We start from the raw sequence: 16,666 nt of genomic DNA on the forward strand, positions 1-16,666 counted from the left end.
TCGCTCCCACATGGGGTTCGCGGCGTTCACAAATCCAGTGTGGGAGCGACGGTGCGACGATTCGACCTGCTCGCGATTGAGTGCGCAGCACTCACCCAGCTTATGCATGTGCAGCCTCCAGCAAGATCCGCCCGCTGGAGCAAGTGGCGGTTTCGTTGCGATAGGCGAAATACAATTTGCCGCGCACCGGGTCGAAGCGCAGGTGCAGCTGGATTTCATCGCCCGGGCGCACCAGTTGCTGGAACTTCAAGACTTCCATGCCGGCGAATTTTTTCGGCAGGTTCATCAGTTGCTGGCCCAGACTCAGCGCCCAGTCCACCTGCACCACGCCAGGCAACACCGGCGCCGTGGGGAAATGACCGCTGAAATAGGCCAGGTCCGGTGGCACGGCCAGTTGCAGGCTCCATTCGCCATTGCTTTCGACTTGCTCCAGGAGCTCCGGGGTTTTGGGGCGAGGTGTCAGCAGCAGGGCGTCGACGTCGGCCTGGGGCAGTTTGCCTTGAGTGTTCAGCGGCAGTTGTCGCAGCAGGCGCCAGCGTCTTGGCAGGGCCAGGGCTTCGCAGTGTTGGCTCAGGTGTTCGCGCAATTGCTCGGTGAGGCTGCGTCGACCCTGATTGCGCAGCACATGCAAGCCGGCCTCGCTCAGCACCAGCAACGCCCCCAGGGAGGCGCGGTTTTCCTGAACGACGCCGAGCCGCGCTTCGACGACCCATTCATGGGCCATCAGCGCCTGTTCCAGCATCGGCAGCGAGATGCGTTTTTCTTCCAGCTTGACGATCCGGTCCAGCCGCCCAAGCAACTCGAAGCGACCGTCGACAGAGATGCGCGCGGCATCGGCAGTGTGTTCGACATGGCCATTGGGCAAATACGGCGAAGCGATCAGCAGCGCACCCTCACTGTCCTGGGTCAGCGTGACATCGGCAAAGGGCTGCCAGAGTTGCGCGCCCTGACGCCAGGCGATGCCGCCGGTTTCCGAACTGCCGAAGATCTCCGTTGGCCATTGCCCCAGACGCTCATGCAAGCTCTGTGCGGCCTCGACCGGCAAGGCACCGCCGGAGGAAAAAACCCGGCGCACTGAACTCAAGGCAGGCCAGTCGAGGTTGTCGCCCATGCGCTTGAGCAACGCCGGGCTGGCCACCCAGGCGAAGGCCGGGTACTCGCGGCTGGCGCGTTGCAGGTCTTCTGGAAAGGCCAACTGCCGACGTACGAACGGGCGCCCGGCGCACAGCGGCCACAGCACCCGAAACAGCAGACCGTAGATGTGCTGGGTGGCGACGCTGCCAATGATGCACGCCGGGCCCAGGTCGGCGCCCCACAGCTGTTCCAGGGCTTCGACTTCATTGGCCAGTTGGCGCAGGTTTTTTTCGATGCGCTTGGGTTCGCCACTGGAGCCGGATGTGCACAGGCTCAGCCAACAGTTATCCAGGTCCAGCGGCGCCGCACTCAGTGGCGGATGACTGAACTCGCTCAGGTGCGCATCGGCGGGCTGGTCGCTCAGCCACAGATCGACTTCACCTGACCAGCGATGGCGGGTCTGGGGTTGCAGGTCGGACGGCAGCAACACACTGACCCCGGCACGCCAGGCGCCAAGCAACGCGATCGCCAGATCGGCGGCATCCTCCAGGTGCACGGCCATCTGCCGGACACCCCGGGCTTGCAGGCCGGCGGCCAGGTGCAGCGCCTGTTCGCTCAGCCGGGCGTGGTCCAGTGCCGGAGCGGTCGTGATGGCGCGCTCCGGCTGAGCCTTGAGCAGCAGGTGCTCAAGTTTTATCCAATTCATGGGCGGCCTCGTACCCTTTGTCGTATGAGCCATTCAATGGCAAACATCAGGCCTATCAATCCGTAGGAAATCAGGCCGGTGTACAGCGTCCACCAGCTCAGCGGCGCCCAGAGGGTCAGGGCGGCGGCGCACACACCGTTGCAAAGAAAAAAAACGCTCCAGGCGATGGTTACCTGACGGGTATAGCGAATGCCCTCGGCCGGCAATTGCGGTTCGCGTACCCGGGCCAGGCGTTCAACGATCGGTGGGCCGAATGTCAGGCTCGATCCGAACAGCACCAGCATGAAGCTGCTGATCAACACCGGATACCAGCGCAACAGCGCCGGGCTGTCGAACAGTGCCAGCAACAGACAGAACACAATGGCCACCGTGGCCATCCACAGGCTGCCAGGCCGTCGTGTGCCGGTCAGCGCCCGGGCCAGCCACAGTCCGCCCAGCAGCAGGCCGAACTGCCACGGGGCGAAATGTTCCATGCCGAAATACACCGCAAAGGGATACAAAAGGCCTGCCAGCAGCAGGCCGAGGCCAATCAGTCGATTCATGCGGCCGGTTGAACCAGACGGTAGACCGCCTCGACCACGTCACTGACGGTTCGCACCGATTTGAATTCTTCGGCGGCGATTTTCTTGCCGGTCTGACGTTTGATGTGATCAATCAGGTCGACCGCGTCGATGCTGTCGATTTCCAGGTCCTGATACAGGTTGGAGTCCAGGCTCACACGCTCAGGGTCCAGCTCGAAAAGCTCAACCAAGGCATCGCGCAGGGTGTTGAAAATGTCGTCACGAGTTTGCATGGTCCGGTCTCAAGCTGCCTGTTTTGCGGTGACGAACGCCGCAAGGCTCGCCACGTTACTGAAGTGATTACGTGTGTCCTTGGCATCGGCGTCGATCTTGATGCCGTACTTTTTCTGGATGGCCAGGCCCAGTTCCAGGGCGTCCACCGAGTCCAGGCCCAGGCCTTCGCCGAACAAGGTTTGCTCATTACCGATGTCGTCGGCACTGATGTCTTCCAGGCCAAGGGCGTCGATGATAAGCATTTTGATATCACGGTGCAGATCGCTCATCTTCGGCGAGCTCCTTAATAAAGTAAGAATGTAGATAATCGTTGAGCTTGCGCGAGGCTTGCGGAGCCGGCCCCTGCGTGGCGAAAGTCTGTGGGTCTATATCGGCCCCGACCCGGAAACTGAAGTGCACGCGCCGCTTGGGGATGCGATACCAGGGCTCGGCCTTGGTCAATGTGGTCGGGTTGACCTTGATAATGACCGGGGTGAGGATTTTCGCACCCCGCAGGGCGATTGCCGCGCCTCCCCGATGAAAGGCCGGCGCCTGGCCGGGCCGGGTGCGCGTCCCTTCGGGGAAAATGATCAGGGTCTGGCCGTCTTTCAATGCGTCGGCGGCCGCGTCGAGCATGTCCATGCTGCCGTCGTTGCTGATGTATTCGGTGCAGCGCAGCGGTCCGCGGGTGAAAGGGTTTTCCCAGAGGCTTTGCTTGACCACGCAGTTGGCGTGACGCACCAGGCCGATCAAAAACACCACGTCGATCAGCGATGGGTGATTGGCGATGATCATTTGCCCGGGACGACCGAGTTTTTCCGCGCCTTCAATGTTGTAGGTCAGTACGCCGGTGCGGGCCATGAAACGCACGAAAATCCAGAAACAGCGGCTGACCGTTTGCCGGGCCCGCAGCCGATGGGTCCGGGCGTCGCCCGGCAGGCAGTTCAGCACAGGGAAAATCACCAGGCGCAGGCACAGCCCGCCCAGCCCGAACAGGGCAAAGCTCGCGGCGGTGGCCAGCAAGCGCCAGTAATAGGCGTCGCGGTTTTTCTCGGTCACGGGTTGCGTTGCCAGGTCCATACACGATTTTTCCAGGCATGTTGGCAGGTGGTTTGCTGGCCGAGCAGCATACGCAACAGATTCAGCGCGTGTGGCCAGCAGGGGTTGGACAACGCATCCGAGGGGCTGTTCAGGGACAACCGCCAGTCGGTACCGGGTGTGATCAGCAGGCCGACGGCATAAGGGAACGGCACGTCGTCGATCCAGGTCGAGTAAGCCTCGGGCGGCCGCTCTTCGGTGACCACCAGCAGTACCGCGCCAGCGCCTTCCGCCAGCAGCGCGGCAGCTTCGAGCATGCCATGTTCCAGGCCATCGCCTGTGGCAGCCAGGGCGGTCATTTCGCTGGTTTCACCGCGCATGATCGACCACAAGCCAATGATCGCGTTATGCACCGACAAGCTGAACCGGGTCGGTGACAGCGGCTGATCGGCGGCCAGATCACTGAGAATGTCGACGGTGCGGGGCGTTTCGCCGTGACGGGAAACAAAGACCAATGGCAGATCCTGCCGACCTTCGGCCAATGGCCAGCCAACACTGAAGGCCATCCGCGCCAGGCGACTGAGCCGGCGGCGCTGCATGGCCGGCAGAAAAGAAACGTCGGGAGCGGCATCGCTGTCCGGCAGCACGACCGGTTGTCGGCTCCAGGCCTGCCAATCGCTCACGCTTTCAAGCCCCGGGGCCCAGGCGCGCCATTGGGCGATGTTGAAGTTGATCACAGACATTCATCCCACCCTCACGGGCTTACTTGACGCGGGGGAGTTGCCGAGAGCCGAGACTCACCCTGCGTGGCGTTTGGCGCCGAGTGGCGCGCATTATCCCGGTGCCGGGAACGTGTAGCAAATGCTGGTTACATTTTGCTCAATAAGATGAAGCGGCTGACTCGAAAAAATTGAACGATTGGTAATTATTCACAAGGTTTTTGCTCCGTCTGTCGGTTCTGGCGTCCAATCACTGAGCCGTTCAGGGCTTTTCAAGCAAGAGAAGGCAACTGACTGTGTAGTCCCTGTGCCGACAAGGTAGCGAAGCAACGCGGTGGACCACTACACTCGGTCATTCTTTGATACACGGAGGTTTTGACATGCGGCGCGTGGTGTTCAATCAGAAAGGTGGCGTTGGCAAATCCAGCATCGCCTGCAATCTGGCGGCGGTCAGTGCCAGCGAGGGTTTTCGCACCTTGTTGGTGGATCTCGATGCCCAGGCCAACTCCACTCAGTACCTGACGGGGCTCACCGGTAGCGATATCCCGATGGGCATCGCCGATTTCTTCAAGCAGACGCTGTCTTCCGGGCCGTTCTCCAAAAAGAATCAGGTCGACATCTACGAAACCCCGTTCGATAACCTCCATGTCATTACCGCCACCGCCGAGCTGGCGGACTTGCAGCCAAAGCTTGAGGCCAAGCACAAGATCAACAAGCTGCGTAAGTTGCTCGAAGAGCTGAGCGAAGACTACGACCGGATTTACCTCGATACTCCGCCAGCGCTGAATTTCTACGCGGTTTCAGCGTTGATTGCCGCCGATCGTGTGCTGATTCCCTTCGATTGCGACAGTTTTTCACGTCAGGCACTGTACGGCCTGATGGCGGAAATAGAAGAGTTGAAGGACGACCATAACGAAGGCCTGGAAGTCGAAGGCATCGTCGTCAACCAGTTCCAGGCCCGCGCCAGCCTGCCCCAGCAAATCCTCGACGAACTGATCGCCGAAGGCCTGCCGGTGTTGCCGGTGTACCTGGCCAGCTCGGTACGCATGCGCGAATCCCACCAGGCCAACACGCCGCTGATCCATCTCGATCCGCGGCACAAGCTGACCCAGCAGTTCGTCGAGCTGCACAACTTGCTGGAAAACGCCTGAAGATCAAAAGATCGCAGCCTGCGGCGGCTCCTACAAGGACATCAGCGCCCGATCTGTAGGAGCTGCCGCAGGCTGCGATCTTTCCCGGCTGTCTCAGATCCCCTGGCTACGCAACCAGCTCATCAGTTGCGGTAACGGGAAGGCCCCGCTCTGTCGGGCGACTTCCTGGCCATTCTTGAACAGGATCAGGCTCGGAATCGAGCGAATCCCCAATTGCGCCGACAACTGCTGGTTCGCCTCGCTGTCCAGTTTGGCCAATCGGCACTTGCCCGCCAGTTGCCCGGCGGCCTGCTCGAACACCGGTGCAAACGACTTGCACGGCCCGCACCAGTCCGCCCATACATCCACCAGCAGCGGCAGATCGCCCTTGATCTGGCTGGCGTAGTCGCCTTGCTTCAATTCAAACGGCTTGTTCAGCAGGACTTCGGCCTTGCAGCGACCGCATTTTGGATGATCGTCGAGACGCTCGGCAGGGATGCGGTTGAGGCCGTTGCAGTGGGGGCAGGGGATGTGGAGTGGGTCGGTCATGAGCAAGATCCAATGGGAAGCTGATAACACCTAGTTGGAGACGTTTGCTCATGTTTTCAATCACGCAGTGCCCGCCGATGAAACTAGGCTGAGTCGTGCCGAGCCATACCGCTGGTCTGCCAAGAATTATCGCAACTTGCGATATTTTTGATCTATGATTAACTCACCATAGCAAAATGCGATAAGGATGTTGCATGCATGTTCTCACCGAAAAAAGAGTACGTGAAGCCAAGGCCAAATGGCCAATGGCGGCCAACGCGCTGGATCATTGGTATCAATTAGCCAAAGGAAGCAAACCGCCGGATTTTGCGGCGATGAGAGCTACATTCCCTGCTGTCGACAAGGTAGGTGAGTTTCATGTTTTCGATATTGGTGGCAACAAGTTGCGGCTGATAGCTTTTGTCAGATATCGATCGCAAAAGCTTTATATCAAGCATGTGCTGGATCACCGCGAATATGACCGTGGCAAATGGAAGGAGGAAAGAGCATGAGTGTCCTGATCAAAAGAGCTGCCGAGCACTGGGAATTCGTCTCACCGCTGCTTCGAAAGCCGAAAAGCGAAGATGACTATGACCTGCTGGCGCATGCGCTGGACGAGTTGCTTGAGATGACCGGCGATGATGAGTCCCACCCGCTGATGAGTCTGGTGGATATCATCGGTGACTGGATTGAGGAGTGGGATCATAAGCATCACCCGATGCCGAAACCCAGCGGGGTCGAGGTTCTTGGCTACTTGATGCGTGAACACGGCCTGAGTCAGAGTGACCTGCCTGGCGTCGGCCCTCAGTCGGTCGTTTCGGAGATCCTGAGCGGCAAGCGCCAGCTCAACCTGCGACAGATCCGCTGGCTGGCCGAGCGCTTTAGTGTGTCGGCAGAGGTCTTTATCTGACCCGCCTCACGACGAACAACTGATCTCCAGATGCTTGCCCCATTCCGGCGGCCTCTCTGCATAACTTTCCATCCCTGGCTGCTCCTCGAACGGGTTGCTCAGCACTGCGTGCAGCCGGCGGACTTCCGAGTAGTCGCCGCTCTCTGCTGCATCGATGGCCTTTTGCGCCAGGTAGTTGCGCAGGATGTACAGCGGGTTGACCGCGTGCATCCGCTGGCGGCGCTGCTGTTGATCAAGGGTGCCTTCACGGGCCACCCGGGCGACGTAGAGCTCGCCCCAGGCATCGAAACCCTTGAGGTCGACGAAGTCATCACGCAAGCGGGTGATGACCTGTTGCGGTGCTTCATCACCCAGGCGACGGAAAAACAGGCTGTAGTCGACGCCGCTGTTTTGCATCAGTTGCAGCAGGCCCTCCAGCAACTTCTGGTCGTCGTCTTCGGCAGTGGTCAGGCCGAGGCGGCGGCGCATCAGGTCCAGGTAATGGGCCTGGAACAGCGGCAGGTACAGGCCGAGGGTTTCGCGCAGGGCTTCGACGCTGATGAACGGCGTCAGGGCCTGGGCCAACGCGCTGAGGTTCCACTGGCCAATCGGCACCTGGTTGCTGAAAGAGTAACGGCCCTGGTCGTCGGAGTGATTGCAGATGAAGTTGGCGTCGAAGTCGTCGAGGAAGGCGAACGGGCCGAAGTCGAAAGTAATCCCCAGGATCGACATGTTGTCGGTGTTCATCACCCCGTGGCAGAAGCCATAGGCCTGCCATTTGGCGATCAGTTCGGCGTTGCGTTCGACGATTTCACGGAACATCGCCAGGTACGGCTCCGGTTGCTCCAGGCACTGCGGGAAGTGCATGGCCAGCACGTGATCACCCAGCGCTTTCTGCTGCTCGGGGCGTTTTGTGTAGTAGAAATATTCGAAGTGGCCGAAGCGTACATGGCTCGGCGCCAGGCGCAGGATCATGGCCGCACGCTCCTGCTTTTCGCGCCACACCGGGGTGTCGGAGCCGATCACGCACAGGGCGCGGGTGGTCGGGATGTTCAGGGCATTCAGGGCTTCGGACGCGAGGAATTCGCGGATCGATGAACGCAGCACCGCCCGGCCGTCGCCCATGCGTGAAAACGGTGTCTGGCCGGCGCCCTTGAGGTGCAGGTCCCAGTGTTCGCCCGCCTCGTTGTACACCTCGCCGAGCAACAGGCCGCGACCGTCGCCCAGTTGCGGGTTGTAGGAACCGAACTGATGCCCGGAATAGACCATCGCCCTTGGGATCGCGTCGGCCCAGAGCTTGTGGCCGCTGAACAGTTCGGCGAACTCCGGGGTTTCGGCCACGGCCGGGTCGAGGTCCAGCAGCGCCATGGCGGCGGGGCTGGCCACCACCAGGCGTGGATTATCGATGGGCTCGGGCAGCACATGGGCGGAAAACGCATCGCCCAGGCGGTCGAAGCGATTATCGAAAGTGAGTTCGTCGAGGGCTTTCAAGGGCCGGCTCCAGCAGAATGTCCGAGCATTCTGCTGGGGAATGGCTGGTTAGTCGAGTTCGGCGGCGGGCGGCTCTTTCGGTGGCTTGCCGTCGACCAACGGCACGATGGTTTTCGCTTCCGGTTCGATTGGCACCATCTTGTATTCCTGGCCGTGCAGGTTCTTGAGGTAGACCTCCATCTGCCGGAACGAGATGTTGATGTGCTGCTTCTTGAACTCGCGGTTGATGAAGCGGTTGACCTCGTCAAGCACCGGGTTGCGGTCACCGAGGTCGCGCACGTGCATGCGCAACTCGTGGTCGAGGGTACTTTCGCCGAAGTTCAGGAAATACACGTGCGGCTCCGGGTCTTTCAGCACGCGCGGGTTATCGCGCGCGGCCTTGAGCAGCAGCTCTTTCACCAGGTCCAGGTCCGAGCCGTAGTCGACGCCGAGCTTGAGGGTCACCCGGGTGATGGTGTCGGTCAGCGACCAGTTGATCAGTTGCCCGGTAATGAACGTCTTGTTCGGGACGATGATGTCCTTGCGATCGAAGTCGGTGATGGTCGTGGCACGGATGCGAATCTTGCTCACGGTGCCCGAGAGGTTGCCGATGGTGATGGTGTCACCGATCCGCACCGGGCGTTCGAACAGGATCATGATGCCGGAAATGAAGTTGGCGAAGATCTCCTGCATGCCGAAACCGAGGCCGACCGACAGTGCCGCCACCAGCCATTGCAACTTGTCCCAGCTTACGCCGAGGGTCGACAGCGTCGAGACGAAACCGACGCCGGCAATCACGTACGAGAGCAACGTGGTGGTCGCGTAGGCGCTGCCCTGGGCCAGGTTGAGCTTGGACAGCACGAACACTTCCAGCAGACCGGGCAGGTTGCGCGCCAGGGCGAAGGTGATACCGATGATGATCAGCGCGCCGAGCATGTCGCCGATGCTGATCGGCACCATGCTCATGTTGGCGCCGGTGCCGCTGGTGTATTCGTAGAGAGTGACATTGTCCAGGTACGAGAACACCGTGATCAGGTCGGCCCAGACCCAATACAGTGCCGCCATGAAGCCGCCGAGCAATGCCAGGCGGATCAGGCGCAGGGACTGTTCGTTGACCTTCTCGATGTCCATCGTCGGCTCTTCGATGATTGCTTCGCCGTCGGCGGTCTCTTTCGCTGCGTTACGTTTGGCCAGGGCGCGCTGATAAGCCAGGCGACGCGCCGCAACGCTGAGGCCTCGCACGAAGGTGGCTTCGATCACCAGCCAGAACATCAGCAGGTACAGGGTGTTGATCAGGCGGTCGCTGAGCTTCAGCGCGGTGTAGTAGTAGCCGAAGCACACCGCCACGAACAGCGCGACGGGCAGGGCGGTGAACAGGATCCCTACGAGCTTGCGGAACAGCGAGGCGTTCTCATGGGTCGGGCTGCTGATGAGCAAGCGGCTGAGCAGCAAGGTCATCAAGGCGTAGCAGGTGAGCACCACCGGCATGCCGATCACGTCATCGGCCAGCGCCGCCGGTTGCAGCTCGGCAACGGCGACGACGGTCACCAGTGCCATCACCACTATGCCGAGGCGGCGGACCCAGCTGCGCAGGAATTCCACCTGAGGCTTTTCCCAACGGAAATGCAGTTCTGCCACACCGCCCGGCGCGAGGATCCGGTAGGCGGTGTAGAACACCAGCCAGGCTCCGGCCATTTGCAGCAGCGCCGCGCCCATATTGGCGTTCTGCCCACGGGCGTCGATTCGCAGGGCCAGCCCGCACAAGGCGAGGCCCAGGGAAACCGGCATCGCCAGCAGAATATTGATCAGAATCGCCTGCGGCGTGTGCCACTGGCTATCGCGTTTGAAGTGACCGATGTCCTGGTGAACCTTGTTCAGTCGCGCGTACAGATTCTTGCGCCGCCACAGCAATGCGCCGATCAGCAATGCCAGCGGCAGGAACAGCAACGGGCGCTGAGTCAGGCCGTCGGTCAGTTCGCTCAGGCTCGAAAGTACTGGTAGCGAGTCGAGTTGCCGCTCGAGGCGGTCCGGCACGCTGTGAATCCACTCCAGGTCCAGCGGCTTGTTGCTCGGGATCCAGAACATCTGCTCATCGAGCGTCGCCCGCAGGCTTTGCGCAGTGCTGAGCAATTGCTTCTGGTTCAGTTGCAGGGTGATGGATTCATTGAGCACCGCGCTCAGTTCGCGGTTCAGTCGCTCCAGCAGGTCGGCGCGGGTGGTGGCCAGCTCCATCAGGCTTTTGCGCAGTTGCGGCGTGACTTGCTCGGGCGGCTGGGTCGACAGCAGGTTTTCGACGTAGGTGGTCGGATTGCTCAGCAACTCTCGTTGCTGGCTGACTTCGAATTGGTACAGGCGAATGTCGGCGATCTGGTCGGCCAGGTTGCGGTCGAGCCGCAGGCGCGGCAACGCCTGTTTCTGTTTGTAGAGAATCTTCGAGAGCAGCAGGCTGCCTTTGAGCACGTTGATTTGCTCGTCCAGGGCTGCATCGCTCTGGGTCAGGCTGTCCAGCTGTTGCTTGGTTTGCAGGTTTTGCTGGGTGACTTCGTTGAGGCGGTCGGTGCTTTTGAGCAGGTAGTCCGAAAGCTTCAGGTTGGTCGCGCTTTCGGTGGCCAGCAGGCTGCTGCCGCCGGCCTTCTGCGCTTCGATGGATTGCTGGGTGACCGTTTCCTGGGACAACGCCAGACGCTTCTGGTTGATCAGGGTTTGCAGTTCCTGGATTTCCCGATCCAGGCGGTCGGACCGCTCCGACAACAGGTCATGCTGGCTGTTGCCGAGGTCTTGCAATTGGGTATTGCCGGCCAGTTCCTGGCGCCGTAGCGGGATCAGGGCGTTCAGCGCTGCAAGCTCGGCATTGAGCTGGTCACGCTGCTCGGCGCTCAAGGCCTTGCCGCCGTCCTTGCCGTTCTTGAGGAGGGTGTTGATCTGCTGAATGCGCGTCTGGCTGCTGGAAATCTCCGCTTGAGCACGCTCGGGGCGGGTCTGGGCGGTGATGATCAGGCTGTTGGCATCGGCCAGGGCTTTTTGCAGGTCGCCTTGCTGGGTGGAACGCTCGGTGAGCAATTGTTCCAGCTGCTGGATCGGTTCTTTGGCGAAACGCTGCGCCACCGGCACTACGGTGCTGGCCTTGAGACGGGTCAGTTCCCGCTGGTTCTCGACGGTCTGTTTGGGCGCATTGTTCAATTGCTGCTTGAGCGCGGTCAGTTTCTGCTCGTAGTCACGCTTGTTGTTGAGCTGGCTCAGCGTGTTTTGCAGAACGGTTTGCAGGGCCTTCTGATCGGCTTCCGGCAATTTGCGGTCGGCGATCTTGTCCAGGCTCGCCTGCACGGCTTCGCTGGAGGGTGGTTCGGCCGCCTGCACCGCTTGCGATAAACCAAGGGTGCCGACAGAGAGACTCAAGCCCAAAAGGGCAATGGCGAAAATGGAGCGCAGGTTAGGCATAAAGACCGGTCAAGCAAGTGATAGTGGAAGCAGTTTAGAGGAAGAGTCCGGGACCCGGGCGACTTCCTTCGGGGAATCTGACGCCCACTTTGCCGATCTTGTTCCCTTCCATGACCGCCACGGTCCAGATGGTGTTGTTCCATTCCACCTGGTCACCCACCACCGGCGCGCCACCGACCTTCTGGGCAATGAAGTGGCCCAGGGACATCTCCGGATCGATGCCGTCGACCTTCAGGCCATAGAGGGCCGCAACCGCAGCCAGCTGGGCGTCTCCTTCGAGTACGAAGTCGCCGAAGAAGCGCAGATCGAGGCCCCGTTGTGGCGCCTGGCTGAAGAGTTTTCCGAGGGCCGGCAGGTTGTGTTCATGGCCGATGACACACAGCAAGTCATCGACTTCGAGCACCGTACTACCCGACGGATGGAGCAATTGTTGACCGCGAAACAGGGCAGCGATACGGGTGCCTTCGGGCATTTTCAGCTCGCGCAGGGGCGAGCCGATGCACCATTTTTCCGCGCCGAGGCGATAAACGAACAGCTCCCACTCACTGGTGACGTGCACCTCCAGGGCCGAGCGGGAAATGGGCGCAGGCTCCGGGGGCACCGTCACCTTCAGCAGCTTGGCGACCCACGGCAGGCTGGTGCCCTGAACCAGCAGCGACACCAGCACGATAAAGAACGCGAGGTTGAAGTAGAGCTGGGCATTGGGCAGGCCGGCCATCAGCGGGAACACCGCCAGAATGATCGGGACCGCGCCGCGCAGGCCGACCCAGGAGATGAACGCTTTCTCGCGACCATGGAAGGCTTTGAACGGCAGCAGGCCAACCAGCACCGACAGTGGCCGGGCAAACAGAATCATCCACAACGCCAGTGCCAGTGCCGGTAAGGCGATAGGCAGCAGATCGTGAGGCGTCACCAGCAGCCCCAGCACCAGGAACATGCCGATCTGCGCCAGCCAGGCCATGCCGTCGAGCATGTGCAGGATGCCGTGACGGCTGCGCACCGGGCGGTTGCCGATCACCAGGCCGCAGATGTACACCGCCAGGAAGCCGCTGCCGTGCAGGGCGTTGGTCAGGGCAAACACCACCAGGCCACCGGCGATGACCAGAATCGGATACAGGCCGGTGGCCAGGTTGATGCGGTTGACCAGTTGCAGCATCAGCCAGCCACCGCCCAGGCCAATGACGCCACCGATACCGAACTCGCGCAGCAGATGGGTCAGCAGGCTCCAGTGCAGGCCGGTCTGGCCGCTGGCGAGCATGTCGATCAGGGTGACGGTGAGGAACACCGCCATCGGGTCGTTACTGCCGGATTCGATTTCAAGGCTGGCGGTTACCCGTTCGTTCAGGCCTTTGCCACCCAATAGCGAGAACACCGCCGCGGCGTCGGTGGAGCCGACGATGGCGCCGATCAGCAGGCCCTGGATCAGGTTCAGGTTGAACAGCCAGGCGGCCGCCATGCCGGTCAGCCCGGTGGTAATCAGCACCCCGACCGTGGCCAGCGAGAGCGCCGGCCATAACGCCACGCGGAAACTCGACACCCGGGTGCGCAAGCCACCATCGAGCAGGATCACCGCCAGCGCGAGGTTGCCCACCAGATAGGCCGTGGGGTAGTTATCAAAAAGAATGCCGGCGCCATCGACACCGGCCGCCATGCCGACGGCCAGGATGATGACCAGAATCGGGATGCCGAGACGGGACGAAAGTGAGCTCACCAGAATGCTCGCACCTACCAGCAACGCGCCGATCAAGAACAGGCTGTTGATGGTCGTCGCATTCAAAGGCAGTACTCCAGAAAGCTGAAAGGCGGGCGCAAACTGACCATGCAGTCTGCGTGCCAGCGATTCTAACCTGTTGAAATGTGATGCTGTCAAAAAGCTTTTGCGTCATCCCGGAACCCTTGTAGGAGCGAGCTTGCTCGCGATGGGCGTCAACGATGACGCGTGCTGTCTGATTCAGTGCGCCGTCATTGAGATCATCGCGAGCGAGCTCGCTCCTACAAAAGAGGGTTGAAGGCTAAACCGCCCAACCATCGTAGTTTTGCTGGGTCAGGGAGGCCAAATGGTGAGAGGTGAAAATCCGCTGCCGGGGCGTCGTACAAACGCCACGGCGACGAAGTGCAGGAACCAGATTGGCCAATCACAGTCTTTAAAACTCGCGAGGAAGGTTGCCCGTCAGCAAAATCAAGGCTTTGCGCCTGTATAACCCTGGCATCCAGGGTGACTTTTCTTTATCGTACGCGCCCTTTGAAAAAGCCCGGAAAATCAAAATGTTGGAAGCATCCCTAAGCCAATTGGAACAACTGGTCAGCGACCTGGTGCAACAGAACCAGAACCTGAGCGCGGAACTGGCCCAGGCCAAAGATGAAAACGAAAGCCTGCAACTGAGCCTGATGGAATACGAAGAGAAACAAGGCACCACGGCGGCTCGCATCCAGGCTCTGGTTGAGCGTGTCAGCGCAGGTCCTGTCAGCGCATGAGTTACAACGCCGCAGGGGTAAAGGTCGTCTCGATCCTGGGAGAGGACTATTCGATCAAGGCACCGGCCGGGGAAGAACAGACCCTGCTGGACGCCGCGTTGATGTTGAAGGCAGCCCTGGCCGAAACCAAGAGGAAGTACCCGACGCTGATCGGTGACCGACTGCTGGTGCTGGCGGCGATGAATCTGTGCTCCCAGCAGATCGAAATGCAGAAGCAGCACAAGCTCGAACTCGACCGTTACCAAGAGCAAGTCAGCGCCACGGTTGAAGTGATCTCCAAGACGATCAATCAGGCCTGATCGGCTTTGCGCACAACCAAAGAATAAATTGTCGGTTTGTTTGTATACAATCGGCACGGCTGTTGCAGTGTTTCAGCCTCTTATTCTTTGGGGGTGCTCCATGCAGTTCTGGCGACGCAGTATTCAATGGCAGTTGATCCTGAGTATGGGCAGCGCCTTGCTGGTCAGTATTCTGATCGTGGTGGGCATTTATACCCTGGTGGTCAATCGTCTCGCCCAGAGCTATCTGGTCGAGCAAGCCTTGCCGTCGAGCATCGAAGCGATGCGCAACGACATCGAGCGCATCCTCGTCCAACCGCTCACCGCCGCCAAGGACATCGCCAGCAACAGCATGGTGCGCGACTGGCTGGCTGGGGGTGAAGACAGTGCCCGGGCCAGCACCTTTACTACCTATCTCGAAGGCATCCGCGCCGAGCACAAGGCTTTTACCGCGATTATTGTCGGCACCGCGTCCAACCATTACTTCACCGAAAAAGGCCTGGACCGGACCCTCAGCCGATCCAATCCGAAAGACGCCTGGTTCTACTCATTTCTCGACAGTAACCAGCCGCGCACCCTCAATATCGACAATGACACGGCGACCGGAGAATTGGCGCTTTTCATCGACTTCAAAGTCGAGCAGGCCGGTAAAGTCGTGGGCGTTGCCGGGCTTGGCCTGAGCATGAAAGAGCTGTCGGAGCTGATTCACAACTTCAGCTTCGGTGAGCGCGGCAAGGTCTATCTCGTGCGTTCCGACGGTTTGATCCAGGTCCATCCCGAGGCGCAATTGAGTGGCAAGCGCACGTTGGCTGAGCAGATTGGCGAGCCAGCGTCGCAAGCCGTCATTGGTCAAAAAACTGCCACAAACAGCAGCTTTACCCGTGACGGCGAGGACTTTCTTGCGCTAAGCCTGCCATTGCGCGATCTCGGCTGGACCTTGGTGGCCGAAGTGCCGCAATCGCAGATCTACGCCGAAGCCCGCCGCGCCATGTGGATGAGCAGCGGCATCGGCCTGGCGGTGGCGATTGTGTGCCTGATGCTGGTGGTGTTGCTGGCCCGTGGGCTGGTACGACCGATCCGTCAGGTAACAGCCGCGCTGGTGGCCATCGGTAGCGGCGGTGGCGATTTGACCCACCGGCTGGATTCCAGTCGCGCCGATGAGCTGGGTGATCTGGCTCGCGGCTTCAATCGGTTCCTGGATAGCCAGCGCGACATGATCGGCGAAGTGCTGACCACCAGCGAACGCTTGCGCACCGCTGTCGGGCAGGTGGCGCGAGTGGTGGACAACACCGCCGAACGCTCCGGCCGCCAACAGGAAATGACCGACATGGTCGCCACTGCGGTTCACGAAATGGGCCTGACCGTTCAGAACATCGCCCAAAACGCCGGCAATGCAGCGTTCGCATCGCAAACTGCCCGTGACGAAGCGATGCAGGCGCGGGAAGTGGTGGGTAGTTCGATCCGCCACATTGAGAGTATGTCTCGGGAAATCGGCGTCGCGGCCACGGCGGTGGGTGAACTGGCCCATCAAGTGGCGTCCATCGATCAGGTGCTGGCGGTGATTCGCGGGATTTCCGAGCAAACCAATTTGCTAGCGCTCAATGCGGCCATTGAAGCGGCGCGGGCCGGGGACATGGGGCGCGGGTTTGCCGTGGTCGCCGATGAAGTTCGGACCCTGGCGCGACGTACTCAAGCCTCCACCGATGAAATCCAGCAAATGATCGGCAGCCTCAAGCAAGGCGCGGAAAACGCGGTGTCATCGATGCATTCCGGGCAAGCCGCGACGGGCACGGGTGTCGAGTCGAGCCAGCGTACCGGCACCTCGTTGACCGCGATCACCGGGCAGGTTGAACGCATCAGCGACATGAATCATCAGGTGGCAACGGCGACGGAAGAGCAATCGGCGGTTACCGAGGAAATCAACCGGAACGTACAGGGGATTTCCGACCTGGCGCGGGCGACGGCGGGGGAGGTCAGGGCTTGCCTGGAAGATTGCCAGACGTTGCAGCGGTTGGCGGATGATCTGGCGCGGCAGATGGGTGGGTTCAAGCTGAACTGAACAAGCGCGTTGGCTATGCTGACGCCTTCGCTGGCAAGCCAGCTCCTACAAGGCCGGTGCGTTCACACCAAACCCTGTAGGAGCTGGCT

16 protein-coding genes and 1 pseudogene are annotated in these 16,666 nt (G+C 60.6%); 7 read left to right on the forward strand and 10 right to left on the reverse strand.

Annotated elements, in window-relative coordinates; all coding sequences use genetic code 11:
• Positions 1-100: 100 nt before the first annotated feature.
• The 6 genes from KGA83_RS21525 to KGA83_RS21550 are packed head-to-tail and all read right to left on the reverse strand — an operon-like array spanning position 101 to position 4,334.
• The gene (locus KGA83_RS21525; RefSeq protein WP_223530840.1) at positions 101-1,780 is read right to left on the reverse strand and encodes an acyl-CoA synthetase family protein; all 1,680 of its coding nucleotides are present in this window, start codon (positions 1,778-1,780) and stop codon (positions 101-103) included.
• Positions 1,777-2,322, reverse strand: coding sequence for a hypothetical protein (locus KGA83_RS21530; RefSeq protein ID WP_108216270.1), 546 nt, complete (start codon positions 2,320-2,322; stop codon positions 1,777-1,779). The genes KGA83_RS21525 and KGA83_RS21530 overlap by 4 nt, the downstream gene beginning before the upstream one ends.
• On the reverse strand, positions 2,319-2,573 hold the full coding sequence (locus KGA83_RS21535) for an acyl carrier protein (RefSeq protein WP_008025124.1): 255 nt from the start codon (positions 2,571-2,573) through the stop codon (positions 2,319-2,321). Before KGA83_RS21535 ends, KGA83_RS21530 begins: the two co-directional genes overlap by 4 nt.
• A 9-nt stretch (positions 2,574-2,582) precedes the next feature.
• Positions 2,583-2,843 carry a phosphopantetheine-binding protein gene (locus tag KGA83_RS21540; RefSeq protein ID WP_108216271.1) on the reverse strand — a complete coding sequence of 87 codons (261 nt, stop codon included), beginning with the start codon at positions 2,841-2,843 and terminating at the stop codon, positions 2,583-2,585.
• Positions 2,824-3,633: a lysophospholipid acyltransferase family protein gene (locus tag KGA83_RS21545; RefSeq protein ID WP_108216272.1), complete on the reverse strand. Its 810-nt coding sequence runs from the start codon at positions 3,631-3,633 to the stop codon at positions 2,824-2,826. The genes KGA83_RS21540 and KGA83_RS21545 overlap by 20 nt, the downstream gene beginning before the upstream one ends.
• Positions 3,609-4,334 (reverse strand): beta-ketoacyl synthase chain length factor, encoded by a 726-nt coding sequence (locus KGA83_RS21550; protein WP_108216273.1) that lies wholly within the window; start codon positions 4,332-4,334, stop codon positions 3,609-3,611. Before KGA83_RS21550 ends, KGA83_RS21545 begins: the two co-directional genes overlap by 25 nt.
• A 356-nt stretch (positions 4,335-4,690) precedes the next feature.
• Between KGA83_RS21550 and KGA83_RS21555 the strand changes: the two genes are divergently transcribed.
• Positions 4,691-5,461 carry a ParA family protein gene (locus KGA83_RS21555; RefSeq protein ID WP_015093167.1) on the forward strand — a complete coding sequence of 257 codons (771 nt, stop codon included), beginning with the start codon at positions 4,691-4,693 and terminating at the stop codon, positions 5,459-5,461.
• A gap of 93 nt (positions 5,462-5,554) precedes the next feature.
• Here KGA83_RS21555 and trxC read toward each other — a convergent pair whose 3' ends face one another.
• Positions 5,555-5,989, reverse strand: a complete 435-nt coding sequence (gene trxC / locus KGA83_RS21560) for a thioredoxin TrxC (RefSeq protein ID WP_108216274.1) — start codon at positions 5,987-5,989, stop codon at positions 5,555-5,557.
• 194 nt (positions 5,990-6,183) lie between these two features.
• Between trxC and KGA83_RS21565 the strand changes: the two genes are divergently transcribed.
• Positions 6,184-6,480 (forward strand): type II toxin-antitoxin system HigB family toxin, encoded by a 297-nt coding sequence (locus tag KGA83_RS21565; RefSeq protein ID WP_108216275.1) that lies wholly within the window; start codon positions 6,184-6,186, stop codon positions 6,478-6,480.
• On the forward strand, positions 6,477-6,878 hold the full coding sequence (locus KGA83_RS21570) for a type II toxin-antitoxin system HigA family antitoxin (RefSeq protein WP_108216276.1): 402 nt from the start codon (positions 6,477-6,479) through the stop codon (positions 6,876-6,878). The genes KGA83_RS21565 and KGA83_RS21570 overlap by 4 nt, the downstream gene beginning before the upstream one ends.
• A gap of 6 nt (positions 6,879-6,884) precedes the next feature.
• On the opposite strand, the gene selO is transcribed toward KGA83_RS21570, so the two are convergent.
• The 3 genes from selO to KGA83_RS21585 are packed head-to-tail and all read right to left on the reverse strand — an operon-like array spanning position 6,885 to position 13,542.
• The gene (selO, locus tag KGA83_RS21575; protein ID WP_108216277.1) at positions 6,885-8,348 is read right to left on the reverse strand and encodes a protein adenylyltransferase SelO; all 1,464 of its coding nucleotides are present in this window, start codon (positions 8,346-8,348) and stop codon (positions 6,885-6,887) included.
• Positions 8,349-8,396: 48 nt separating this feature from the next.
• Positions 8,397-11,765 carry a mechanosensitive channel MscK gene (gene mscK, locus KGA83_RS21580; RefSeq protein WP_223530842.1) on the reverse strand — a complete coding sequence of 1,123 codons (3,369 nt, stop codon included), beginning with the start codon at positions 11,763-11,765 and terminating at the stop codon, positions 8,397-8,399.
• Positions 11,766-11,799: 34 nt separating this feature from the next.
• Positions 11,800-13,542: a potassium/proton antiporter gene (locus tag KGA83_RS21585; protein WP_223530844.1), complete on the reverse strand. Its 1,743-nt coding sequence runs from the start codon at positions 13,540-13,542 to the stop codon at positions 11,800-11,802.
• A gap of 488 nt (positions 13,543-14,030) precedes the next feature.
• Here KGA83_RS21585 and KGA83_RS21590 point away from each other — a divergent pair, with 488 nt between their 5' ends.
• The 4 genes and pseudogenes from KGA83_RS21590 (at position 14,031) to KGA83_RS30160 (ending at position 16,577) form a co-directional block, all read left to right on the forward strand.
• Positions 14,031-14,240 carry a hypothetical protein gene (locus KGA83_RS21590; protein WP_108216486.1) on the forward strand — a complete coding sequence of 70 codons (210 nt, stop codon included), beginning with the start codon at positions 14,031-14,033 and terminating at the stop codon, positions 14,238-14,240.
• Positions 14,237-14,539 carry a cell division protein ZapA gene (locus KGA83_RS21595; protein ID WP_095943229.1) on the forward strand — a complete coding sequence of 101 codons (303 nt, stop codon included), beginning with the start codon at positions 14,237-14,239 and terminating at the stop codon, positions 14,537-14,539. Before KGA83_RS21590 ends, KGA83_RS21595 begins: the two co-directional genes overlap by 4 nt.
• Positions 14,540-14,801: 262 nt before the next feature.
• Positions 14,802-15,665, forward strand: a pseudogene (locus KGA83_RS30155) (cache domain-containing protein); the annotation flags it as partial.
• Between the two features lie 204 nt (positions 15,666-15,869).
• Positions 15,870-16,577 (forward strand): methyl-accepting chemotaxis protein, encoded by a 708-nt coding sequence (locus KGA83_RS30160; RefSeq protein WP_411741916.1) that lies wholly within the window; start codon positions 15,870-15,872, stop codon positions 16,575-16,577.
• Positions 16,578-16,666: the final 89 nt, after the last annotated feature.

The organism is Pseudomonas sp. GL-R-19 (assembly GCF_019956375.1).
In the GTDB taxonomy this organism is placed as follows: domain Bacteria; phylum Pseudomonadota; class Gammaproteobacteria; order Pseudomonadales; family Pseudomonadaceae; genus Aquipseudomonas.